The organism is Klenkia terrae, from assembly GCF_900491935.1.
In the GTDB taxonomy this organism is placed as follows: Bacteria; Actinomycetota; Actinomycetes; order Mycobacteriales; family Geodermatophilaceae; genus Klenkia; species Klenkia terrae.
This window is the reverse complement of sequence record NZ_UEXK01000004.1, coordinates 811351-833796: the sequence shown is the minus strand read 5'-3', so window position 1 is coordinate 833796 and position 22446 is coordinate 811351. Positions and strand designations below refer to the sequence as shown.

Genomic DNA, 22446 nt, shown 5'->3' with positions numbered 1-22446 from the left:
TGGGGGTTGTCCCGGGACGCCGTCGACCTGCGCCGCCCGGTGCTCGAGCCGCGCCCGGTCGAGGTGGCCGCGCTGCCGCAGCAGCTGACCCTGGACCTGTCCCGGACCGCCGTCGTGGCGGTCGACCTGCAGAACGACTTCTGCCACCCCGACGGCTGGCTGGCCTCGATCGGCGTCGACGTCTCCGGGGCGGCCGGGCCGATCGGTGCGCTGGCCGCGACGCTGCCGGCGCTGCGGGCGGCCGGGGTCCCCGTGGTCTGGGTGACCTGGGGCAACCGGCCCGACCGGGCGAACCTGCCGCCGGGCGTGCGGCACGTCTACGACCCCGACGGCGCCTCCACCGGCATCGGCGACCCGCTGCCCGGTGGCTCGCACGTCCTCGAGCTGGGCTCGTGGTCGGCGGGGCTGGTCGACGAGCTCGTGCCCGAGCCGGCCGACCTGCAGGTCGCCAAGTACCGGATGAGCGGCTTCCCGGACACCCCGCTGGACTCGGTGCTGCGCAACCTGCGGGTGGACACCCTCCTGTTCGCCGGGGTGAACACCGACCAGTGCGTGCTGGCCACGCTCACCGACGCCGCGAACCTCGGTTACGACGTCGTCCTGGTGGAGGACCTCTGCGGCACGACCTCACCCGACTTCTGCACCGCCGCGACGCTCTACAACGTGCGGCAGTGCTTCGGCTTCACCACCACCTCGGCCGAGCTGCTCGCCGGCCTGCACCCCTAGGAGGACCCGTGGCCCTGGCCCCCGTCGTCAAGTCCCTGGCCGACATCACCCCGCACTACATCGGGGACAACCGCACCGTCCGGCTGGCCGTGCTGTCCGGCCCCGCCGACGGTTCGGGCACCACCGTGGTGCTGGAGATCTGGGAGCCCGGCGGTTCCCAGCCGGACAACTCGCACGAGGAGTCGACCGAGACGTTCGTGGTGCTGCGCGGCACGGCGCGGGCGCACAGCGACGAGCACGTCGCGGACCTCGGCCCCGGTGACGTCATCGTGCTGCCGGCGACCTCGGTGCACCACATCGTGAACTCCTCGGTCACCGAGCGGCTCTACACGCTGACCGTGATGGAGAACGACGGCGGCTTCGCCGACCTGATCCTCACCGGCCCGGAGGCGTTCCTGGACGCCGCGGACGCCGCGGTGCTCGGCACCGTCCTGACCGCGGCGTGACCCTCGCCGACGTCGGGGGCTGGGAGGTCGAGGACGAGGTCCGGGCCGCGGTCGCCCGGTACGAGGCCGCGCTGGCCGCCGACGACCTCGCCGAGCTCGACGCGCTGTTCGCCCCGGGGAGCACGACGCTGCGGGCCGACGCCGGGGAAGTGGTCGTCTCCCACGCCGCGATCAGCGACTTCCGGCGGGGCCGCGGCGGCGCACCGGCCCGCACGGTGACCGCGCTGCACGTGATCGTGCACACCGCGGGGCTGGCCACCGCGGTCGCGGAGACGCTGCGCCCGGACGGCACCCGCGGTCTGCAGACCCAGGTGTGGGAGCAGGGGGCCGCGGGCTGGCAGGTCCGGGTGGCGCACGTCAGCTCGGGCGCCGCGCCCTCCGCGCCCGCGCCCTCGACCCGGACGGCGGCCGACGCCGCGCTGGAGCGGGCCGACCCGGCGACCTGGCGGGTGGTGGGCTCGCCGCTGGTGGCCCCGACCTCGACCGGTCCGCTGGACGGGGTCTCGGTCGCGGTCAAGGACCTGCTGGACGTCGCCGGGCACCCGGTCGGCGCCGGCAACCCGGTGCGGTTGGCCCAGGCCGAGCCCTCCGCGGCGCACGCCCCGGTGCTGGCGCAGCTGCTGGCCGCCGGGGCGCACGTGCGGGGCATCGCGCGGACCGACGAGCTGGCCTACAGCCTGTCGGGCACCAACGTGCACCACGGCAGCCCGGCCAACCCGTGGGGCGCCGGGCTGGTGGTCGGCGGGTCCACCAACGGACCGGCGTCCGCGGTCGCCCGGGGGACGGCAGACCTCGGCCTGGGCACGGACACCGCCGGGTCCATCCGGGTGCCGGCGTCCTACTGCGGGCTGCACGGGCTGCGGCCCACCCACGGTGTGCTCCCGCTGGACGGCGTGCTGCCGCTGGCACCGGCCTTCGACACGGTGGGCTGGCTGACCCGGGACGCCGGCCTGCTCCACCGGGTGGCGTCGGCCCTGCTGCCGGGGTCCGCCCCGATCACCTCGCTGGTGCTGGCCACGGACCTGGTGGCGCTGGCGGACCCGGCGGTGGCTACGGCGCTGACCGCTGCTGCTGGCGATCTGGCCGCCGTCTCAGGGCTGTCCATGACGCGCGAGGACCTGCTGACGCCGGAGGAGCACGAGCGGTGGTTCACCGCGTTCCGGACGGTGCAGGGCGCGCAGGCGTGGGCGGCGCACGGGGCGTGGATCCAGGCCAACCCGGGGGTGCTGGGGCCGGGGATCGCGCAGCGGTTCGCCGACGGGTCCCTGGTCTCGCCGGACGCGCTGGCCGAGGCGACCGCGGTGCTCGCCGCCGGCCGGGCCGCACTGCGGGCCCGGGTGGGGGAGGGGACGGCGGTGCTGCTGCCGCCGGCCAGCTCGACCGCGCCGCCGGTGTCCGCGCCGGCCGAGCGGAAGGCGGTCTACCGGGCGGCGACGCTGCGGCTGACCTGCCTGGCCGGGGTCGGCGGGCTGCCCTCGGCGGTGGCCCCGGCGGCGCTGGTCGACGGGTTGCCGGTCGGGCTGGCGGCGCTGGGCGCCCCGGGCGCCGACAGCGCGCTCACCGGGCTGCTGGCCGGGTGGGACCGGCGGCTCGCCCCGCCCGCCTGAGCTCTGGTGCGCCCGGCAGGAATCGAACCTGCGACCAAGGGATTAGAAGGCCCCTGCTCTATCCGCTGAGCTACGGGCGCTCGGCGGCGCCGATCATCCCATCCGCCGTAGCCGGTGCGGGCGCGACGTGCTCCCCGCCGTCCACATCCGGGGTGCCCGTCCACAGATGGATCGGGTCCGGCCCAGGGAGGCCCGTCCGGACCCAGGGTCGTGGGCAGCCGGCGGCCGTCGCCGGTGACACCTCCCGGAGGACACCATGAGCCAGAGCCAGATCACCGTCGTCGGCAACGTCGTCGACTCACCCGTCCGCCGCCGCGCCGGGTCCGGTGAGGTCACCAAGTTCCGGATGGCCGCCACCGACCGCTACTTCGACTCGGCCGCCGGCCAGTGGGTCGACGGGGACACCTTCTACGTCGACGTCGACGCCTGGAACGCCCTGGGCGCGAGCATCTCGTCCTGCGTCGTCAAGGGCGACCCGGTCGTCGTCACCGGCAAGATCGCCACCTCGGAGTACGAGGTGGACGGGGCCAAGCGCAGCCGTCCGGTGATCAAGGCGGCCGCGGTGGGGCACGACCTGAGCCGCGGCAGCGCGGTCTTCAAGCGCACCCCGCGGACCGTCGTCGACACCGCACCGGCCGTCGAGGACCCGGGGTACGTGCACACCGAGGACGGCGAGACGGTCGACGCCCGCACCGGCGAGCTGGCCGACGCGGTCGCGGCCCCGTTCTGAGGCGGGTGCCGGGGCCGGGCGCGATCCCGGTCCCGGCGCCACCGGGGTTGCCCGGGGCTGGGAGACTGGGGGACGGCGCGCCGTGCCGACCAGTGGGTCGCCCGCGCCATCCGGACCAGCACGATCCCCGAACCGACGGAAGGCTCCCGTGGCCCAGTACATCTACTCCATGGTGCGCGCGCGCAAGGCGCACGGCGACAAGGTCATCCTCGACGACGTCACGCTCGCGTTCCTGCCCGGCGCCAAGATCGGCGTCGTCGGCCCCAACGGCGCCGGCAAGTCGACCGTCCTGAAGATCATGGCCGGCCTGGAGCACGCCTCCAACGGCGACACCACGCTGGCCCCCGACGCGACCGTCGGCATGCTCCAGCAGGAGCCGCCGCTCAACGAGGACCTCGACGTGCGCGGCAACGTCGAGGAGGCCGTCAAGGAGCTGCGCGGCGCGCTGACCCGCTTCGAGGAGGTCAGCGCGGCGATGGGCGAGCCCGACGCCGACTTCGACTCGCTGCTCACCGAGCAGGGCGAGCTCATGGAGGTCATCGAGAACGGTGACGGCTGGGAGCTCGACAACCGCATCGAGCAGGCGATGGACGCGCTGCGCTGCCCGCCCGGCGACGCCGACGTCCGCGTCCTGTCCGGTGGTGAGCGGCGCCGCGTCGCGCTGTGCAAGCTCCTGCTCGAGGCGCCGGACCTGCTGCTGCTCGACGAGCCCACCAACCACCTGGACGCCGAGTCCGTGGCCTGGCTGGAGGCGCACCTGGAGAAGTACGCCGGCACCGTCGTCGCCGTGACCCACGACCGGTACTTCCTGGACAACGTGGCGCAGTGGATCCTCGAGCTCGACCGCGGCCGGGCCTACCCCTACGAGGGCAACTACTCCACCTACCTGGAGACCAAGGCCGCCCGCCTGAAGGTCGAGGGCGCCAAGGACGCCAAGCGCGCCAAGCGCCTCAAGGACGAGCTGGAGTGGGTGCGCTCGGGCGCCAAGGCCCGCCAGGCCAAGAGCAAGGCCCGCCTGGCCCGCTACGAGGAGATGGCCGCGGAGGCCGACAAGTTCCGCAAGCTCGACTTCGAGGAGATCCAGATCCCGCCGGGCCCGCGGCTGGGCAGCGTGGTCATCGAGACCGACAAGCTGGTCAAGGGCTTCGGCGACCGCGTGCTCATCGACGGGTTGTCGTTCTCGCTGCCGCGCAACGGCATCGTGGGCATCGTCGGCCCCAACGGCGTCGGCAAGACCACCCTGTTCAAGATGCTCGTCGACCAGGAGACCCCCGACGGCGGCGACATCAAGATCGGCGAGACGGTCAAGATCGCCTACGTCGAGCAGAACCGCAGCGGCATCGACCCGACCAAGAGCCTGTGGGAGGTCGTCTCCGACGGCCTGGACCACATCAAGGTCGGCAACGTGGAGATGCCCTCGCGGGCCTACGTCTCCGCGTTCGGGTTCAAGGGCCACGACCAGCAGAAGAAGGCCGGCGTGCTCTCCGGTGGTGAGCGCAACCGGCTGAACCTGGCGCTGACCCTCAAGCAGGGCGGCAACCTGCTGCTGCTCGACGAGCCCACCAACGACCTGGACACCGAGACGCTCACCAGCCTGGAGAGCGCCCTGCTGGAGTTCCCCGGCTGCGCCGTGGTGGTCAGCCACGACCGGTGGTTCCTGGACCGGGTGGCCACCCACATCCTCGCCTACGAGGGTGACTCGAAGTGGTTCTGGTTCGAGGGCAACTTCGACGACTACGAGAAGAACAAGATCGAGCGGCTCGGCGCCGACGCGGCCCGTCCGCACCGCGCGACCTACCGCAAGCTCTCGCGCGACTAGCAGCTGCAGCGGGTCACCCGGCGGTCATCGGGTCGCGTCACGACGCGACCCGATGACGGTGGGGTGACCCGCTGCCGTCGTCACGCGCGCCAGGCGGCGACGAAGCGGCGCTGGGCGGGTGTCTCCACCGCCCGGCGCCGGTAGTGCGTGCGCACCCAGGCCACCGCGTCGGCGGCGGGCACCCCGTCCAGGACGGCGAGGCAGGCCAGCGCCGTCCCGGTCCGGCCGTTGCCCCCGCCGCAGGCCAGCTCCACCCGCTCGGTGCCGGCCCGCACCAGCAGCTCGTCCAGCGCCGCCCGCAGGTCACCGCGCGGCAGCCGGAAGTCCGGCCAGGGCACCCAGCGGTGCGGCCACGCCGTCGGCCGGTCCCGACCCAGCAGCACCAGGCCGAAGTCCGGGTCGGGCAGGTCCTGGCGCAGCCCGCGACCGCGCACCCGCCGGCCCGAGGGCAGCTCCACGAGACCGGGGTCGCCCGCCGTCCAGGTCACCGCCTCACCGTAGGACGCCGCCGTACGGCAGGGTGTCCCCTCGTGAGGTTCTCGGTGCAGGTCCCGATGCGCTGGTCGGACATGGACGCCTACCAGCACGTCAACAACGTCGCGTTCCTCGGCTACTTCGAGACCGCGCGCGTGGCGCTGTTCTTCGACCAGCCCACCCACGACGCCGAGACCGGCATGCGCCGCGGCCTGGTCGTGCACTCCCACCAGGTGCAGTACCGCCGGCCAGTCGTCTACGACGCCGCACCGCTGACCGTCGACATCTGGCTCTCCACCGTCCGGGCCGCATCCCTGACCTGCCACTACGAGCTCTTCGACCACGGCACGCTGGCCGTCACCGGCAGCACCGTCCTGGTGCCCTTCGACTTCGCGCTGAACCGGCCCCGGCGGATCACCGCCGAGGAGAAGATCTGGGTGCAGCAGTGGCTGGACGAGCCGGCGGCGGGATGACCTCCCCGGTCGACGTGCTGGGGGCTCCCGACCCGGTCGGTGCGGTGCTGACCGCGCACACCGCGGGGACGCCGATCGCCGTCCGCACCTCGGGCACGACCTCGAGTCCCCGCCTGGTCGTGCGCAGCACCGCGTCCTGGGTCGGCTCCTTCCCGGCGGTCACCGCGCTGACCGGGCTGGACGCCGGGTCCCGGCTGTGGCTGCCCGGTCCGCTGCACGCCTCGATGAACCTGTTCGCCGCCGTCCACGCCCGGTCGGTCGGTGCCGAGGTGCTGGACCGGCCCGACGGCGCCGGCCACGCCGTCCTCACCCCTGCTGCCCTGGCCGGCGCACTCGCCGACGGCACGCCGCTGGCGGGGGTGCACCTGGTGGTGGCCGGCGACCGGCTGCCCCGGGCGCTGGCCGACCGCGCGGTCGCCGCCGGGGCCCGGACGGCGCACTACTACGGGGCCGCCGAGCTGTCCTTCCTCGCCTGGGGCACCGCCGAGGACGACCTGCGCGCCTTCCCGGGCGTCGAGCTGGCGCTCCGCGACGGCGTCGTGTGGGCCCGGTCGCCCTACGCGTCGACCGGGTACGCCGCCGGCCAGGACGGGCCGCTGCGCACCGCACCGGACGGCTGGGCCACCGTGGGCGACCGCGGGACGCTGACCGCGGACGGCGTCCTGCTGGTCGCCGGGCGCGGCACGGACGCGGTCACCACGGCCGGCGCGACCGTGCTGGTGGCCGAGGTCGAGCAGGCGCTGCGCCGGGCCGGCAGCGGCGACGTGGTGGTGGTCGGGGTGCCGCACCCCCGGCTCGGCCAGCTGGTGGCCGCGGTCGGGACGGACCCGGTCGCCCTGGCCGCCGCCCGGGCCGGCGCGTCCGAGCTCACCGCCGCGCAGCGCCCCCGCCTGTGGCTGCACCTCGAGCGGTGGCCGCTGACTTCCGCCGGCAAGGTCGACCGCGCCGCCGTGGCCGAGCTCGCTACGGCCGGCCACCTCGCCCACCTGCCGGCAGCCGTCGCATGACGCCCAGGACCCACTCCGGGCCCCGAACGGGTCCCAGCCGTCACCTGACGCCCGCCGGGGCGTCGATCGACGGCAGCCGACCAGATCCCACCTCGAGTGGTCGACCAGCGTCGATCGACGCCCGTGGCGGGCGGCCGTGAGCGGCGAACCCGTCGTCGTCGCTGCGCTGCGGAGCGCGATCGGCACCGCCGGGCGGTCGTTCGCCGACGTGCCGGCCGCCGACCTGGCCGCGCCCGTGCTGGCCGCGGTCGCGGCAGCGGTCCCGCAGCCGCCGCAGGAGGTGCTGCTGGGCAACTGCACCGGACCCGGCGGCGACCTCGCCCGGGTCGCCGCGCTGACCGCCGGGCTGCCGGTCGGGGTGCCCGCGCTGACCGTGGACCGGCAGTGCGCCAGCGGGCTGGCCGCCGTAGTCCTGGGTGCTCGCCTGCTCGCCACCGAGCCCGGGCTGGTGCTGGCCGGCGGGGTCGAGTCGGCGTCCACCTCGCCGCGGCCGGGTCGGGCCGCCTTCGCCCCCGCCGAGCTCGGCGACCCCGACATGGGTCCGGCCGCCGATGCGCTGGCCCTCCGGCACGGCATCACCCGGGCGCAGCAGGACGCCTACGCCGCGCGCTCCCACGCCCGGGCCCACGCGGCGCAGCAGGCCGGGGCCTTCGACGCCGAGGTCGTACCGGTCCGCGGCGTGGTCCGCGACGACCGACCGCGCCCCGGGCTCACCGAGCAGCGGCTGGCGCGGCTGCGCCCGGCCTGGGGCGGCACCGGCACCGCCGGCAACTCCTGCGGGGTCAACGACGGCGCGGCGGTGGTCGGCCTGGTCGACGGGGACACCCACGCCCGGCTCGGCGTCCCCGGGCTGCGGGTGCTGGCCACCGCGACCGCCGGCGCGGACCCCGCGCTGCCCGGCGCCTCGCTGGTGCCCGCCGTCGCGACGGCGCTGGACCGGGCTGGCCTCGGGCTGGCCGACCTGGACGTCGTCGAGCTCAACGAGGCCTTCGCCGGCCAGGTGCTGGCCTGCTGCGCGCTGCTGGACCTGGACCCCGCCCGGGTCTGCCCGCAGGGCGGTGCGATCGCGCTGGGGCACCCGTGGGGAGCGTCCGGCGCCGTCCTCGTCGTCCGGTTGTTCAGCCAGCTGGTCCGGGCCGGGGGAGGGCGGTACGGGCTGGCCGCCGTCGCGGCCGGGGGCGGCCAGGGCGTGGCCGTGGTCGTGGAGGCGGTGCGCTGAGCTCAGGCGGTGTCGGCGCCGCGGGCGTCCAGGGCCTCGCCGACGGTGTGCGCCAGCTGCAGCACCGAGACCAGCAGCGGCACCACCAGCAGGACCAGCGCCCGGGGCCCGCGCACCCGACCGCCGCGGGCGGCCTGCGCCTCCCGGATCCGGTCGGCCCGCTCGGCCACCAGCGGGACGAACCGCAGCGCCATCGCCACGGCCAGCCCGATCCGCGCCGGCCGGACGCCGACCAGCCGCAGCGGGGCGCACAGCCGCTCGACCACGGCGACCAGCGCGGTCACCCGGGTGGTCGCGGTGACCACCGCGGCCGCCAGCACCAGGGCCACCAGCCGGACGGCGGTGGTCAGCCCGGTGAGCAGGTCGGTCGCCAGGGCGTGGAAGACCAGGATGGCCACCGCCCAGACCGCGACCACCCGCACCTGGCGGACCAGCAGCCGTCCCGGCAGGCGGGCCACCACCAGCCCGACGAGGACGACGCCCACGAGCACCCCTGCCGCCACCGGCAGGGTGGGGACGACGAAGACCACGACGCCCAGCACCAGCAGCGCCAGCAGCTTGACCCCGGCCGGCGTCCGGTGCACCGGGCTCGGGCCGGGGACGTAGAGGGCCAGCGTCACCGGTCGGCCACCAGCGCGCGGTAGGCCGCCACCGCCGGTGCGGGCCGGTCGTCGGCGACCACCCGACCGCCGTCGACGACGAGGACGCGGTCGAACCCGTCCAGCAGGGCCAGGTCGTGGGTGACCACGACGACCGCCTGCTCCAGGCCCTCGACCAGCCGGGCGATCCGGCGGGTGTTCACCAGGTCCAGCAGCGTGGTCGGCTCGTCGAATACGATCCGGGCCGGCCGCATGACCAGCACGCCGGCGATCGCCAGCAGCTGCTTCTGCCCGCCGGACAGCAGGTGGGCCGGGTGGTCGGCGTGCCCGGCCAGCCCGTAGCGGTCCAGCACCTCGGCCACCCGCTCGGCGCGCTCGGCCGCGGGCACGCCCTGGTTCTCCAGCCCGTACCCGACGTCCTCGGCGACCGTGGGGTGCACGATCTGGGCGTCGGGGTCCTGGAAGACGAAGCCGACCCGCCGGCGCACCTCGCGGGCCGCGGTCGCGGTGTCCAGCCCGTCGACCAGCACGCTGCCGACGGCGGGGACGACCAGGCCGTTGAGCAGCCGGGCGAACGTCGACTTGCCCGACCCGTTGGTCCCCACCACCCCGATCCGCTGCTCGGTGAGCCGCAGGTCCAGGCCGGTGAGCACGGTCCGCTCGCCGTAGGTGTGGCCGACCCCCTGGAGCTCGATGCCGCGGGACGGGTCGGCCACCGCGGCCGCGGCAGCGGGCCCGCGCCGCAGCCTCACGGGGTCGCGGCTGCCCGCCGGGGCCGCTCGATCACCGGGTAGGCGCGCCGCACGGCCACCGCGAGCACCGCCGCGACCACGGCCTTCACCAGGTCGCCGGGCACGAACACCAGGCTGCCGGTGGCCGCCGCGGCCAGCGAGGTGTCGGCGTACAGGCTGATGAACGGGATGCCGATCGCGTAGACCACCCCGATGCCCCCGACCACCGTGGCCAGCAGGGCGGTGGCCACGTTCAGCCGTCGCCAGAGCAGCTCGACCAGCAGGCCGGTGACGAAGGCCGCGACCGGCCACGAGTAGAGGAACCCGGCGCTGGGGCCGACGAAGACCGACAGCCCGCCGCGCCCGCCCGACAGCACCGGCAGCCCGACGGCGACCAGCACCAGGAACAGCAGCAGGGCCAGGAACCCGCGCTTGGCGCCCAGCACGGCCCCGGCCAGCATCACGCCGAGCGTCTGGGCGGTGATGGGGACGGGGAGCGCGGCCACCGGGATCGCCGGCAGCAGCCCGAGCGCCGCGGTGAGGGCGGCGAACAGGGCGACGTAGGCCAGGTCGCGGGTCTTCATGGGGTCCTCCGGCAGGCACGGGGTGTCGACCGCGGAAGGTATCCGGTGGGTGCCCGGCGGCCGGGCGGGGGGCCTGGCGGACGGCTGAGCTGCAGTGACGGAGCCGGGTTGCCCGGCTGCTGAGGGTGAGGTTGGCTGGGGGCACGGGGTCCGCGACGAAACGGCGAAGGAATGGCATCCGGAAGGTGGTCCTCGTGGTGGCAGCGCCTGCTGTCGGCACCCGCGGAGCCCGAGCGCGTGGTCCGCCCCCCACCGGGCGACACGGCCCTGGGCCCGGAGCCGGAGGAGAGACCGGCACCGCAGGACGCCGTCCCGACGCCGAGGAGCGCATCCCCGGCCGCCCCCCGCGGTGCACCACCGCACGGCGGTGACACGACCGCACCACCCCCCGCAGACACGACAGGAGTTCCACCCATGGCTCAGCTCGACAGCGTCATCGCCTCACTGCTGGAGATCGAGGGTGCCAACGGTGCCGCGATCGTCGACATCGACAGCGGCATGGCCCTCGCGGCCGGCGGCAGCCCCGGCTTCGACCTCAACGTCGCCGCGGCCGGCAACTCCAACGTCGTGCGGGCCAAGCTCCGCACGATCAACGACCTCGAGCTGGACGACGAGATCGAGGACATCCTCATCACGCTCAAGGGCCAGTACCACCTGATCAACGTGCTCAAGGGCTCCGGCAACACCGGGCTGCTCATCTACCTGGTGCTCAACCGCAGCACGGCGAACCTGGCCCTGGCCCGCCACAAGCTCCGCTCGGTCGCCGGCACCGTCAGCGTCTGACCCGCCGCCCCCTGGCGCAGCGTCGATCAGGGGAGTGCCGCGACGTCCGTCCTCCTGCACCAGATCTGGTGCAGGAGGACGGACTTCCGTGCACCCCCCCTGATCGAAGCTGAGGGGCCGGGAGGGCTCAGGCGGCGGCGAGGATGCGGGCGCGGACGTCGACCGCGGACATCTCGTGGGTGTCCAGCCACTCGTCCACCCGGCCGTCGGTGACCACGCCGATGCGGTCGCAGCACTCGGTCAGCTCGTCGGGGTCGACCGACACGACGACCACCGAGCGGCCGTGCGCCGTCGCCTCGTCCAGCAGGGTGCGGACCTCGCGCCGGGACCGGGCGTCCAGGCCGCGGGTGGGTTCGTGCACCACGACCACGTCGCTGGGGTGCGCGGCCAGCCACCGGGCCAGGGCCAGCTTGTGCTGGTCGCCGCCGGACAGCGCACCGAAGACGGTCTTGATGCTCAGCGTCGCCACGTTCATCCGGTGCACGGTGTCGATCACCCCGCGCAGGCTGGCGATCTCCGAGCGGAGGTCGGAGGGCCGGCCCCACTCCTCGTCGGTCAGCGTGCGGGCGATGGTGGCGCCCGGGTCGACCCCGTAGGCGTCGTCGTCGGGCCGGTAGGCGTCCAGCCGCAGCGCGGCCGAGCCGGTCGAGGACGGCACCGGGCGGTCCTCCCCGTGCAGGGTGACGGCGTCGCACTGCGCCGGGATCTCCCCGGTCAGGGCACCGGCGATCTCGCGCAGGCCCGAGCGCCGGCGCCCGGTCAGCCCCAGCACCTCTCCGCGCCGCACGCGCAGGTCCACACCGGTGGTCGCGCCGGGGACGCGCAGGTTGCGCACCTCCAGGGCGACGTCGGCCGAGGGCTGCGGGCGGGTCGTGGTGACCGGGACGTCGTCGGGGGCGGTGCGGGCCACCGGGATCCGCACGGGCGGTGCGGACGCGGTGGACCGGGGCAGGGCGCCGTCCAGCGTCGCCACCACCAGCCGGGCCGGGTCGAGCTCGGACGCGGGGGCGTCCAGGGCGATCCGGCCGTCCCGCAGCACGAGCACCCGGTCGACCACCTCGAGCATCTCCGGCAGCCGGTGGCTGATGTAGAGGACGCCGCGGCCCTCGCTGCGCAGCCGGCGGGCGACCGCGTGCAGGCCCGCGACCTCGGCGGGGGTCAGCGACGCCGACACCTCGTCCATCACGATCAGCTTGGTGTCCTCGGCGAGCACCCGGGCGGCCTCGACGAGACCGTGCACGAACCGCGGGATGTCGGCCACGAGTGCGTCGGGGTCCAGGTCGAGCCCGATCTCGGCCAGCACCGCCCGGGCCCGCGCACGGACCCGGGCCTCGGGTGCGTCGGCCAGCGGGGTGCCGCGCAGGACGGCCCGGGCCACGGTCAACCGGGGGTCGATCCGGATGAGCTGCTCGACCACCCCGACCCCGAGGTGCCGGGCGTCCTCGGCCGACAGCGGCGCGTAGGCGTGGCCCTGCACGGTCATCCGCCCGGCGTCCGGGGCGTAGATGCCCGCGACGACGTCGCCCAGCGTCGACTTGCCGGCACCGTTCGCGCCGACCAACCCGACGACCTCGCCGGCGTCGACGCTGAACGACACGTCGCGCAGCACCCGCCGACCCTCGAAGGCCTTCGCGAGACCGTCCACCTGCAGCACGGACATCAGTGCTCTGGCCTCCCGTGCCGGGCCGCCCCGGAGGGTTCCCGACGTCGTCCCCGTGACGGTGAGTGGTCAGATGGAGACTACCCGCGGACGGCGGGCGCGCCTCCCGGGATCAGACGGCCAGCCACACCGCGGCATCGACCGGCAGGGCGCCCTCGGCGAGCTCGGCGCTGACCAGCAGGACCTCGCCCGCCGGCACCCGCACCGGCTCCCCGCCCAGGTTGACCAGCACCAGCAGCTGCCGGTCGCCCAGGTCCCGGCGGAACGCCAGGCAGTCCTCCGGGGCCTCGTCCCAGGTCAGCTCGCCGGTGACCTCCCGGCGCAGAGCGAGCGCACGTCGGTACAGCGACAGCATCGAGTCGGGGTCCCCGGCCTGGGCCTCGACGGTCAGCCCGGCCCACCCGGCCGGCATGGGCAGCCACGTCTGGGTGCCGTGGCTGAAACCGTAGGGCGGCTCCTGGCCGCTCCAGGGCAGCGGGATGCGGCAGGCATCACGCCCCCGGTCGGTCCCGCCCGAGCGGAACCAGACCGGGTCGGTCAGCGCCTCGTCGGGCAGGTCGACGTCGGGCATGCCGACCTCGTCGCCGTTGTAGACGAACGCCATGCCGGGCAGCGCCAGCTGCAGCAGGGCCGCTGCCCGGGCCCGCCGGGTGCCGATCTCCCCGCCGCCGTAGCGGGTGACGTGCCGGGGCCGGTCGTGGTTGGACAGCACCCAGCACGCCGGCGCCGGCGTGGTGGCCACCGCGGCCAGGGAGTCCACGACGGCGGCGCGCAGGTCGGTCGTCGTCCAGTCGGCGGTGAGCAGCCGGAAGTTGAACGCCGAGTGCAGCTCGTCCGGGCGGAGGTAGCGGGCCAGCCGCTCCTCGCTGGACACCCACACCTCGCCGACGGTCATCGCGCCGGGGTAGCCGTCGACCACCCGGCGGACCAGGCGGTGGATGTCGTGCACGCCGTCCTGGTCCAGCCGGGGGTCGTCGGGCCCGTGGTCGTCGAACAGCCCGGTGTCGGAGTCGAAGGCGACGTCGGGCAGCCCGGGCGCCTTGGCCATCCCGTGCGCGACGTCGATCCGGAAACCGTCGACCCCGCGGTTCAGCCAGAACCGCAGCGTCTGCTCCAGGTCGGCCAGCACCTCGGGGTGGGTGAAGTCCAGGTCGGGCTGCTCGGGCGCGAACAGGTGCAGGTACCACTGGCCGTCGGGCACCCGGGTCCACGCCGGGCCGCCGAAGATCGACGGCCAGTTGTTCGGCGGGGTGGCGCCGTCGGGGCCCTGCCCGTCGCGGAAGACGTAGCGCGCCCGCTCCGGGGACCCGGGGCCGGCGGCCAGGGCGGCGACGAACCAGTCGCGCTGGTCCGAGGTGTGGTTGGGCACCAGGTCGATGGTCACCCGGATGCCCAGGTCGTGCGCCTGCGCCAGCACCGCGTCGAAATCCGCGAGGTCGCCGAAGACCGGCTCCACGTCGCGGGGGTCGGCAACGTCGTAGCCGTGGTCGGCCATCGGCGAGGGGTAGAAGGGGTTGATCCACAGCGCGTCGACGCCGAGCTCGGCCAGCTGCGGCAGGCGGTCGCGCAGACCGGCGAGGTCGCCGACGCCGTCGTCCCCGCCGTCGGCGAAGGACCGGATGTAGACCTGGTAGAAGACCGCGTCCCGCCACCAGTCGGTGGTCGGCGGCGCGGGCGGGGTGGTGGTCACGCGGGCGCTCCGGGGAGTCGGTGGGTCAGGGTGCGAGGTCGGTGGGTTCGTCCCACCGGTTCTGCATGCTGCGGGCGGCCATCTCCAGGTAGCCCCACAGCGTGGCGTCCTGCTCGGCCGGCAGGGCCAGCGAGTCGACAGCGGCACGCATGTGGTGCAGCCAGGCGTCCCGCTCCCGGCCGCCGATGGCGAACGGGGCGTGCCGCATCCGCAGCCGCGGGTGCCCGCGCTGCTGGGAGTAGGTGGTGGGCCCGCCCCAGTACTGCTCGAGGAAGCCGCGCAGCCGCTCCTCGGCGTCGTCCCAGTCGTCCTGCGGGTACAGCGGGGCCAGCACCGGGTCGCTGCGGACGCCGGCGTAGAAGTGCGCCACCAGGGCGCGGAAGACCGGTTCGCCACCGACCTCGGCGTAGAACGTGCGTGCCGAGGGCAGCGGGCGGCTCGACTCGCTCATGTACCCGATGGTCCCGCAACGGCGCGGCCGGCGGGCGCCCGGGTGCGCAGCAGCGCGAGCAGCGGGACGACGACCAGCGGCAACCCGGCCAGCCCGGTGACGAGCACCACCGTCCCGGCCGGGACGACGTCGGCGGCGGCACCCGCGGCCAGGGCGCCGAGCCCCTGGACGGCGGAGATGCCCGCCATCGCGATGCCGATGGCCCGGCCCCGCGCCGCCGGCGGGACCGCCGCCACGAAGGCGACGTTGAGGGGGACGGTCCAGGCCGTGGCGAAGCCGGCCACGGCGAGCGCGGCCACGAAGGCCACCGTGGCCACGCCACGGTCCGGGATGCGCGCGGCGAGACCGGCCACGGCGGTGGCGGCCACGGACAGCAGCACCAGCGGCACCACGAGGCGGTCGCGCAGCCGCGGCGGGCAGAACCTGCCGACCAGCAGCATGCCCACGACGGCGCCGGCCGGGTGGACGGCGAGCACCACCCCGACGAGGCCCTGGCTGTCCGAGAGCTCCTCGGACAGCCCCGTCCCGATGCCCTCGTGCGCGTTGTTCAGCAGGACGCCGATCCACAGCAGGGCGACGATCGCCGCCAACCGCCGGTCACCCAGCACGAGGCGCAGCCCGGCCGCCGTGTCCCGCCACACCGACTGCACCGCGGCGCCGGCCTCGACCAGGGCCGCGGGCCGGGGTCGCAGACCCACCAGCAGCCACCCGCCCGAGACGGCGAAGGTGGCTGCGTTGAGGAGCAGCCCGACCGAGGGGTGCAGCGCGGTGACCAGCAGCCCTCCCAGGAGGAACCCGACCACCTGGGCGAGCTGGAGCACGATGCCGGTCACCGAGGTGGCGACGGCGTACCGGTCGCCGGTCAGGACGTCGGCGGCCAGCGCCGCGCGGGCCGCCTCGTAGGGGGGTGCGGCGACCGACACGAGCAGCAGCAACCCGAGCAGGGCCGGCAGCGGCATCCCGGGGACGGCCATGGCCGCGACGAGCGCAGCCCGGGCCAGGTCGCTGACCACCATGACCCGCTGCCGCGGGAGCCGGTCGGCCAGCGCGGCCAGCACCGGGCCGCCGACCACCCAGGGCAGGTAGCTGATCGCGAACGTCAGGGCGCTGAGCAGCGGCGAGCCGGTGCGCTGGAAGACCAACACGGTCAGCGCCAGGCGGGCCAGCTGATCGCCGACCGTGGCCAGCACGTAGGAGCCGAACAGCGGCCGGTACTCGGCCACCGCGAACACCGAGCGGAAGGTGGCCGGTCGCTCCGCGGCGGTCTCGGTGGGGCTCCGGTGGCTCAGCTGGGCCCCACCGCGGCCGGGGTCACCATGACCGGGATCCGGATGTCCTCGGTGGCGAACCGCTCCTGCAGCCGCATCCGCAGCTCCCGGCCGACCCGCCACTGGTCGGCGTTGGTCGTGCGCACCTGCAGGCGCATCACGATCGCCTGCGGGGTGATGGCCTCCACGCCCAGCGACTCGGGCTCGCCGAGCAGCACCTCGGCCCACTCGGGCTCGGCGTAGACGGCATCCCCGACCTCCTGCATCACCGTGCGGCAGCGCTCGAGGTCGGTGTCGTGCGCGACCGGCATGTCGATGACCACCTGGGCGTAGCCCTGGCTCTTGTTGCCCACCCGCAGCACCTCGCCGTTGCGGGCGTACCAGACCACCCCGTTGACGTCGCGGAGCCGGGTGATCCGCAGCCCGACGGCCTCCACCGTGCCGCTGGCCTCACCGAGGTCGACGACGTCGCCCACGCCGTACTGGTCCTCCAGGATGATGCCGATCCCGGCGATGAAGTCCTTGATCAGGTTCTGCGCGCCGAAGCCGAGGGCCACCCCGACGACGCCGGCGGACGCCACGATCGGGGCCAGGTTGATGCCGAGCTCGCCGAGCACCAGCACCACCGCGATGAAGAACACGACGATCGAGGCGAAGCTGCGCAGCACCGAGCCGATGGCCTCCGCGCGCTGCGTACGACGGGCGGCCACCTGCTCGACCACCTGCTGGTGGTTGGTGGCGCCCTTGGTCCGGCGCGGCTTGAGGATCGTCGGGACCTGGCCGCTGGCGGTGCGCTCGGTCAGGCGGCGGATGGAGCGGTTGATCAGCACCCGGGCGACGGCGGCGACGACGATGATCAGCACGATCCGCAGTGGGGTGGCCACGAACGCCTGGGCGTTGTCGGCCAGCCAGTCCAGGCCGAACCACTCGTAGACCCGCGCGCACAGCGACGTCGAGTCCGCGGTCACGCAGCTCGGCACGTCGGCGGCTGTCACGGACAGTGCAGAAGTCATCACTCAGGAGTCTCCCATGTCGATCATGGTGGGAACCAGTGCCTCGACGCGGTCGTGCTGCGGCAGGGCGGTGCGGCGCGGGGCGCCGAGGGACCGGTCGACGGTCAGCGGGCCGTGAGCCCGGTACGGGCCGCCAGGAAGGCGAGCTGGTCGGCGGCCAACCCCACCGTACGGCTCACCGCGCGGGCGCCGTGGCCCACCGCCAGCTCGCGCCGCAGCACCACCGGGGCGTCCGAGGAGGTCGCGTGCTGCAGCGCCGCGGCCAGCTTGCGCGCGTGCAGCGGGTCCACCCGGGTGTCGGACTCGAAGGTCGTGAAGAGCACCGCCGGGTAGGCCGTGCCCTCCACCACGCGGTGGTAGGGCGAGTAGCCCAGCAGCCAGCCCAGCTCCTCGGGGTCCGCCGCCGTGCCGTACTCGTCGTTCCAGGTCCGGCCCAGCCCGAACAGCTCGTACCGGACCATGTCCAGCAGCGGGGCGCTGCACACGACGGCGGCCACCAGGTCGGGCCGCTGGGTGGCGGTGGCCCCGACCAGCAGGCCGCCGTTGGAGCCGCCGAAGACCCCGAGCTGCGCCGGGGTGGTCCAGCCCTCGGCGACCAGGTGCTCGCCGGCGGCGGCGAAGTCGTCGAAGACGTTCTGCTTGTGCTCCCGCATGCCGGCGCGGTGCCACTCCTCGCCGTGCTCGGACCCGCCGCGCAGGTTGGCCACCGCCCACACCCCGCCCGCGGCGACCCAGGCCAGCGCCTGCGCGCTGTAGCCCGGGGTCAGCGAGACGTTGAACCCGCCGTAGCCGTAGAGCACGGTCGGCCGCGGTCGGCTGGGCGCGCCCTCCAGGGACAGCACGAACAGGTGGACGGCGGTGCCGTCGGCCGAGGTGGCGTGGGTCTCGGTGACCACCACGTCGGGGACGGCGCCGGCCACCGGTGCCTGCTCCCACGGCGTCAGCGCACCGGGGTCGCCGGCGTCCCACCGCAGCACCGACGGCGGCGTCGCGTGGTCGGTGTAGCCGACCCAGGCCGTCGTCCCGCCCTCGGGCGGTGCGCTGACCCCGGCGATGCTGCCCGGCGGCACCGCCACGTCGGCCAGCCGGCCGGAGCCGTCGGCCGCCCACACGGAGAGCCGGTCGGTGGCGTCCACGGCGTGCACGGCGAGCAGTCGCAGGTCCCCGTCGGGGCCGTCGACCAGGGCGAGGTCGGACAGCACCGCGCCCTCGGCCTCGGGCACGACCGTCGTCCAGGCGGCCGGGTCCCAGGTGGCCGGGTCGGCCGGGTCGGCGACGGCGACCAGGCCGCGCGGGGCGTCCCGGTCGGTGGAGATCCACAGCCGCCCGTCGCGGGCCACCCAGGCATTGGTCTGCGCGTCCACCCCGACCTGCAGCGGGGCCAGGCGGCCGTCGCCGTGCAGGTCGGCCAGCCAGACGTCGTCGCGGGGGGCGGTGCCCGCCGACGCCGAGACGACCAGCCAGCGGCCGTCCCGGGACAGCCGGACGCCGTAGTAGTTGGTCGGGTCCAGCCCGTCGCCGTGGACCAGGACGTCGGTGGCCGGGTCGGCGCCGACCCGGTGCCGGAACACCCGCCGGTGGAACTGCTCCTCGCCGGCCGGGACCTGGTCGGGGGCCAGCCGGCGCACGTAGTACAGCTCGTCGCCGCCGGGCAGCCAGGCGACGGGGGAGTAGCGGCAGCGGTCGACCGGGCCGTCCAGCAGCTCGCCGGTGGCCACGTCCAGCACGAACAGCTGGGACTCCTCGTCGCCGCCCACCGACACCTGGTAGGCGATCCGGTCGCCCTCCCAGGACGGCGACCAGGCGTCGAGCGTGGTGGTGCCCGCCGGGTCCAGGGCCATCGGGTCGACCAGCACCCGCTGGGTGCCGTCGAGGTCCCGGACCCGCAGCACGGCGTGCTCCTGGCCGGGGTCGCGCCGGGTGGAGAAGGCCCGCCCGGACCGCCAGACCGGGATGCCCACCGAGCCCGAGCGCATCAGCTCGCCCAGCCGGGCCGCGAAGGACTCCCGGTCGGGGAGGGCGCCCAGCAGCGCGGCGGCGTACTCGTCCTGCGCGGCCGCCCAGGCCGTCGTCCGCGGGTCGGCGGCGTCCTCCAGCCACCGGTAGGGGTCGGCGACGACGTGCCCGTGCAGCTCCTCGACGAGGTCCAGGCGGGGGGCGAGCAGCGGGTCCGGGGTGGCGGTCACCACCCGACGGTAACCAGGACGTCGGACAATCTCCCTTGCCCCGGGTGGGTGGATCCGGGGCACTATGGCGGTGCCCGTGGGTCGCAGCACCCCGGCGGTCCGGGGCGCATGGAGGTACCCCGTGTCGCTGACCGCACTCGGGTCGTCGTCCGCAGCCGGCCCGCCGGGCCCGCGGCGCGACCCCCGCCCGGGTTCCCCGGTGCCCGCAGCCGCCGCCATGACCGCGGCCTGCCTGCTGCTCAACGCCACCTACGAGCCCCTCGGCGTGGTGTCCAGCCGGCGGGCCGTCGTGCTGGTGCTGGCCGCCAAGGCCGAGCCGGTGGACGTCTCGGACGTGCTCTGCCACGCCGAGCTGGTCGCCCTGCCGGTGCCGGTCGTCGTCCGGCTGACCCGGTACGTCCGGGTGCCCTACCCGGCCCACGTGCCGCTGTCCCGGCGCGCGGTGTTCACCCGCGACGGGTCGACCTGCGTGTACTGCGGGGCGGCGGCCACCAGCATCGACCACGTGTGGCCGCGCAGCCGCGGCGGCACCCACACCTGGGACAACGTCGTGGCTGCCTGCCGGCGCTGCAACCACACCAAGGCCGACCGGTCGCTGGCCGAGCTGGGCTGGTCGCTGCCGCAGCCGCCCCGGGCGCCGTCGGGCTCGGCCTGGCGGCTGCTGGGCCACCGCGCCGTCGACCCCCGCTGGCGCGCCTGGCTCGGCCTGCCCGACGTCGCCTGAGTCGTCAGGTCACCCGCGAGCGCTCGGCGGGGTAGCCGAGGTGGGCGTCGGCGTCGACGATCTCGGCGAGGCGTTCGACTGCGTCCCAGACGTCGACGAACCGGGTGTACAGCGGCGCCGTCCCGAACCGGACGCGGTCCGGGGTGCGGAAGTCGGGCACCACGCCGCGGTCGACCAGCGCCTGGGTCAGCTGCCACGCCTGCGGGTGCTCGAGGCTGACGTGCGCCCCGCGCCGGGCGGCGTCCCGGGGAGAGGCCAGCCGCAGCTGCGGCAGCCGCTCGTCGGCCAGGGCCACCAGCAGGTCGGTGAGCGCGCGGCCCTTGGCGGCGACCGCGGCGATCCCCGCCTCGGCGGTGAGCGCCACGCCGACCTCGACCGCCGCGGTGGCCAGCACCGGCGGGGTGCCGACGGCGAACCGCTCGATCCCGTCGACCGGCTCGTAGGCCGGCCCCATGTCGAACTGGTCGCGGGCGCCGAACCAGCCCTGCAGCGGCTGCCGGAGCCCGTCCTGCAGCTCGCGGCGGACGTAGAGGAACGCCGGCGCACCCGGGCCGCCGTTGAGGTGCTTGTAGGTGCAGCCCACCGCCAGGTCGGCGGCCGACAGGTCCACCTCGACCGCGCCGGCGGCGTGGCTGAGGTCCCACAGCACGAGCGCGCCGTGCTCCCGGGCCAGCTCGGTGACGGCGACCAGGTCGGCCAGCGCCCCGGAGCGGTAGGCCACCAGCGACAGGACGACGACGGCCACCCGCTCGTCCAGCACCGCCACCAGGTCCCCGAGCGCCAGGCCCTCGTCGACGTGGGAGGCGAGCTCCCGGACCTCCAGGCCGCGTTCCTGCGCGACGCCGGCCACGAGGTACCGGTCGGTGGGGAAGTCGTCGGCGCTGCACACCAGCACGTCCCGGCCGGGCCGGGCGTCGATCCCCGCCCGCAGCAGCTTGTAGAGGTTCACCGAGGTCGAGTCCGAGACCAGCACCTCACCGGGCCGGGCGCCGAGCACCCCGCCGGCCAGGGCGTCGCCCACCCGCGCGGCCTGGGACACCCACCCGGCCCAGGACCCGACCAGGCCCTGCCCCCACTCCTCCTGGACCACCCGGGCCAGGGCGGCGGGGGTGGCCCGCGGCAGGCGGCCCAGCGAGTTGCCGTCCAGGTAGATCCGGCGGTCCGGGCCGTCGTCCCAGGAGCCGTCCGGGCCGTCGCCGGTGAAGCGGTCGCGGAACGGGGCCAGGGGATCGGCGGCGTCGAGCTGCTGGGCATCGGAGCGGGTGGCCACGGGCCCATGCTGCACGGCTGGCGAGCCCGGGGGCACCGGCCCCGGTAGATTCGACGTCGTGACCGTCGTCGAGACCCTGCTCGTCTTCGTGGTGGCCCCGCTGGCCGTCGTGCTGCTGGCCTACGGGCTGGTGCTGCTGCCCGCGCTCAAGGAGCGCGCCCGCTACAAGCCCGGCACCCCCTGGGGCCACGCCGCGGTCTGGTACGAGCCGCACCCCGAGGGCGGGGCGCACGGCGGTGGGCACGAGGAGGTCGAGCACACGACCGGTGCGCAGGCCGCGGCGCTGACCATCGGCGAGACCGCCGGCCACCCGCGCGACACCGTGGGCAACCCGCGCCGGACCGCGTCCGGCGGAGCCCGCGGTACCTGGTGATCGACCCGGTGATCGACCCGGTGAGCACCGCTCCCCGTCCCGCACCCACCCGTCGCCGCACCAGCGCCGCGCAGAGAGGCACCCACTGATGGCCACCGAGCTCGAGGACACCCGCGAGCCCATCGTCGACGACCAGGAAGGCGCGCAGGCCCCGCCGTTCAGCCCGGCCGAGCTGGCCCGGCTCGACGAGGCGCTGACCATGTCCTCCCGGGAGACCGGCCTGCGGTTCACCCTCTACATCGGCGAGCTGCCCACCGACACCCGGGCCGGGGCCGAGGAGCTGCACGCCCGCTCCGGCGGCGACGCCGCCGAGTCGGTGCTGGTCGCGCTGGCCCCCGACCAGCGGGTGCTGGAGATCGTCACCGGCTCCGCCGCGGCCCGCCGACTGCCCGACCGGGCCTGCGCCCTGGCCGTGCTGACCATGACCGGTCGCTTCGGCGCCGGCGACCTGGTCGGCGGCATCGTCAACGGCCTGCGCCAGCTCTCCGACCAGGCTGGCCACCCCGCGGCCAACCGCCCCCGGCACTAGAAGGGCCTGACCGCCCCCCACCAGACGCTGCGCGCCCGGCGGGACCCTGCGGTCAGGCCGTTCCGGCAGCTGCGGTCCCGGAGG

At 75.4% G+C, this 22446-nt stretch carries 23 protein-coding genes and 1 tRNA gene; 12 read left to right on the top strand and 12 right to left on the bottom strand.

From position 1 onward, the window contains the following. Positions 1 to 6: 6 nt before the first annotated feature. The 3 genes from LFA75_RS04285 to LFA75_RS04275 are packed head-to-tail and all read left to right on the top strand — an operon-like array spanning position 7 to position 2779. Positions 7 to 726 (top strand): cysteine hydrolase family protein, encoded by a 720-nt coding sequence (locus tag LFA75_RS04285; protein WP_225232454.1) that lies wholly within the window; start codon positions 7 to 9, stop codon positions 724 to 726. A gap of 8 nt (positions 727 to 734) precedes the next feature. After that, entirely contained in the window at positions 735 to 1172 is a 438-nt protein-coding gene (locus LFA75_RS04280; RefSeq protein WP_225232453.1) for a cupin domain-containing protein, read from the top strand. Further along, positions 1169 to 2779, top strand: coding sequence for an AtzH-like domain-containing protein (locus tag LFA75_RS04275; protein WP_225232452.1), 1611 nt, complete (start codon positions 1169 to 1171; stop codon positions 2777 to 2779). The genes LFA75_RS04280 and LFA75_RS04275 overlap by 4 nt, the downstream gene beginning before the upstream one ends. Before the next feature lie 4 nt (positions 2780 to 2783). Here the strand turns inward: LFA75_RS04275 and LFA75_RS04270 are convergent. Beyond that, positions 2784 to 2859 (bottom strand) — tRNA-Arg (locus tag LFA75_RS04270). Between the two features lie 176 nt (positions 2860 to 3035). Between LFA75_RS04270 and LFA75_RS04265 the strand changes: the two genes are divergently transcribed. Beyond that, positions 3036 to 3509, top strand: coding sequence for a single-stranded DNA-binding protein (locus tag LFA75_RS04265; RefSeq protein ID WP_225232451.1), 474 nt, complete (start codon positions 3036 to 3038; stop codon positions 3507 to 3509). A gap of 148 nt (positions 3510 to 3657) precedes the next feature. Next, entirely contained in the window at positions 3658 to 5328 is a 1671-nt protein-coding gene (gene ettA / locus LFA75_RS04260) for an energy-dependent translational throttle protein EttA (RefSeq protein WP_225232450.1), read from the top strand. An 80-nt stretch (positions 5329 to 5408) separates the two neighbouring features. Here the strand turns inward: ettA and LFA75_RS04255 are convergent, their stop codons facing one another. Then, a complete protein-coding gene (locus tag LFA75_RS04255) occupies positions 5409 to 5816 on the bottom strand; it encodes a protein-tyrosine phosphatase family protein (protein WP_225232449.1) in 408 nt (135 codons plus the stop codon). Between the two features lie 42 nt (positions 5817 to 5858). Here LFA75_RS04255 and LFA75_RS04250 point away from each other — a divergent pair, with 42 nt between their 5' ends. The 3 genes from LFA75_RS04250 (at position 5859) to LFA75_RS04240 (ending at position 8501) form a co-directional block, all read left to right on the top strand. Continuing rightward, a complete protein-coding gene (locus LFA75_RS04250; protein WP_225232448.1) occupies positions 5859 to 6275 on the top strand; it encodes an acyl-CoA thioesterase in 417 nt (138 codons plus the stop codon). Beyond that, a complete protein-coding gene (locus LFA75_RS04245; protein ID WP_225232447.1) occupies positions 6272 to 7282 on the top strand; it encodes an acyl-CoA synthetase family protein in 1011 nt (336 codons plus the stop codon). Before LFA75_RS04250 ends, LFA75_RS04245 begins: the two co-directional genes overlap by 4 nt. Positions 7283 to 7418: 136 nt before the next feature. After that, positions 7419 to 8501, top strand: a complete 1083-nt coding sequence (locus LFA75_RS04240) for a thiolase family protein (RefSeq protein ID WP_225232446.1) — start codon at positions 7419 to 7421, stop codon at positions 8499 to 8501. A 2-nt stretch (positions 8502 to 8503) separates the two neighbouring features. On the opposite strand, the gene LFA75_RS04235 is transcribed toward LFA75_RS04240, so the two are convergent. From LFA75_RS04235 to LFA75_RS04225, 3 genes are read right to left on the bottom strand one after another with little or no spacing between them, the layout of a single operon-like run. Further along, positions 8504 to 9121: an energy-coupling factor transporter transmembrane component T gene (locus tag LFA75_RS04235; protein WP_225232445.1), complete on the bottom strand. Its 618-nt coding sequence runs from the start codon at positions 9119 to 9121 to the stop codon at positions 8504 to 8506. Next, the gene (locus tag LFA75_RS04230) at positions 9118 to 9852 is read right to left on the bottom strand and encodes an energy-coupling factor ABC transporter ATP-binding protein (protein WP_225232444.1); all 735 of its coding nucleotides are present in this window, start codon (positions 9850 to 9852) and stop codon (positions 9118 to 9120) included. Before LFA75_RS04230 ends, LFA75_RS04235 begins: the two co-directional genes overlap by 4 nt. Then, positions 9849 to 10415, bottom strand: a complete 567-nt coding sequence (locus LFA75_RS04225; protein ID WP_225232443.1) for a biotin transporter BioY — start codon at positions 10413 to 10415, stop codon at positions 9849 to 9851. Before LFA75_RS04225 ends, LFA75_RS04230 begins: the two co-directional genes overlap by 4 nt. A 414-nt stretch (positions 10416 to 10829) precedes the next feature. Between LFA75_RS04225 and LFA75_RS04220 the strand changes: the two genes are divergently transcribed. Then, complete coding sequence (locus LFA75_RS04220; RefSeq protein WP_225232442.1) at positions 10830 to 11198, top strand: hypothetical protein; 369 nt, start codon at positions 10830 to 10832, stop codon at positions 11196 to 11198. A gap of 127 nt (positions 11199 to 11325) precedes the next feature. On the opposite strand, the gene LFA75_RS04215 is transcribed toward LFA75_RS04220, so the two are convergent. The 6 genes from LFA75_RS04215 to LFA75_RS04190 all read right to left on the bottom strand — a co-directional run bounded on the left by LFA75_RS04215 (position 11326) and on the right by LFA75_RS04190 (position 19466). Beyond that, positions 11326 to 12858, bottom strand: a complete 1533-nt coding sequence (locus tag LFA75_RS04215; protein WP_225232441.1) for an ATP-binding cassette domain-containing protein — start codon at positions 12856 to 12858, stop codon at positions 11326 to 11328. 112 nt (positions 12859 to 12970) lie between these two features. Further along, the gene (locus LFA75_RS04210; RefSeq protein WP_225232440.1) at positions 12971 to 14548 is read right to left on the bottom strand and encodes a glycoside hydrolase family 13 protein; all 1578 of its coding nucleotides are present in this window, start codon (positions 14546 to 14548) and stop codon (positions 12971 to 12973) included. Positions 14549 to 14573: 25 nt separating this feature from the next. Further along, entirely contained in the window at positions 14574 to 14999 is a 426-nt protein-coding gene (locus tag LFA75_RS04205) for a globin (RefSeq protein WP_225232439.1), read from the bottom strand. Continuing rightward, positions 14996 to 16231: an MFS transporter gene (locus LFA75_RS04200; protein ID WP_225232438.1), complete on the bottom strand. Its 1236-nt coding sequence runs from the start codon at positions 16229 to 16231 to the stop codon at positions 14996 to 14998. The genes LFA75_RS04205 and LFA75_RS04200 overlap by 4 nt, the downstream gene beginning before the upstream one ends. Before the next feature lie 53 nt (positions 16232 to 16284). After that, a complete protein-coding gene (locus LFA75_RS04195; protein ID WP_225232437.1) occupies positions 16285 to 17235 on the bottom strand; it encodes a mechanosensitive ion channel family protein in 951 nt (316 codons plus the stop codon). A 149-nt stretch (positions 17236 to 17384) separates the two neighbouring features. Continuing rightward, on the bottom strand, positions 17385 to 19466 hold the full coding sequence (locus LFA75_RS04190; RefSeq protein ID WP_225232436.1) for a prolyl oligopeptidase family serine peptidase: 2082 nt from the start codon (positions 19464 to 19466) through the stop codon (positions 17385 to 17387). Between the two features lie 199 nt (positions 19467 to 19665). Here LFA75_RS04190 and LFA75_RS04185 point away from each other — a divergent pair, with 199 nt between their 5' ends. Beyond that, positions 19666 to 20190, top strand: coding sequence for an HNH endonuclease (locus LFA75_RS04185; protein WP_225232435.1), 525 nt, complete (start codon positions 19666 to 19668; stop codon positions 20188 to 20190). Positions 20191 to 20194: 4 nt separating this feature from the next. On the opposite strand, the gene kynU is transcribed toward LFA75_RS04185, so the two are convergent. Next, entirely contained in the window at positions 20195 to 21460 is a 1266-nt protein-coding gene (gene kynU / locus LFA75_RS04180) for a kynureninase (RefSeq protein WP_225232434.1), read from the bottom strand. Positions 21461 to 21518: 58 nt separating this feature from the next. On the opposite strand from kynU, the gene ctaJ reads away from it, so the two are divergent. Together ctaJ and LFA75_RS04170 are read left to right on the top strand one after the other, a co-directional pair. Continuing rightward, the gene (ctaJ, locus tag LFA75_RS04175) at positions 21519 to 21833 is read left to right on the top strand and encodes an aa3-type cytochrome oxidase subunit CtaJ (RefSeq protein WP_225232433.1); all 315 of its coding nucleotides are present in this window, start codon (positions 21519 to 21521) and stop codon (positions 21831 to 21833) included. A gap of 88 nt (positions 21834 to 21921) precedes the next feature. Next, the gene (locus LFA75_RS04170) at positions 21922 to 22362 is read left to right on the top strand and encodes a DUF5130 family protein (protein ID WP_225232432.1); all 441 of its coding nucleotides are present in this window, start codon (positions 21922 to 21924) and stop codon (positions 22360 to 22362) included. The last annotated feature ends 84 nt before the right edge of the window (positions 22363 to 22446 follow it).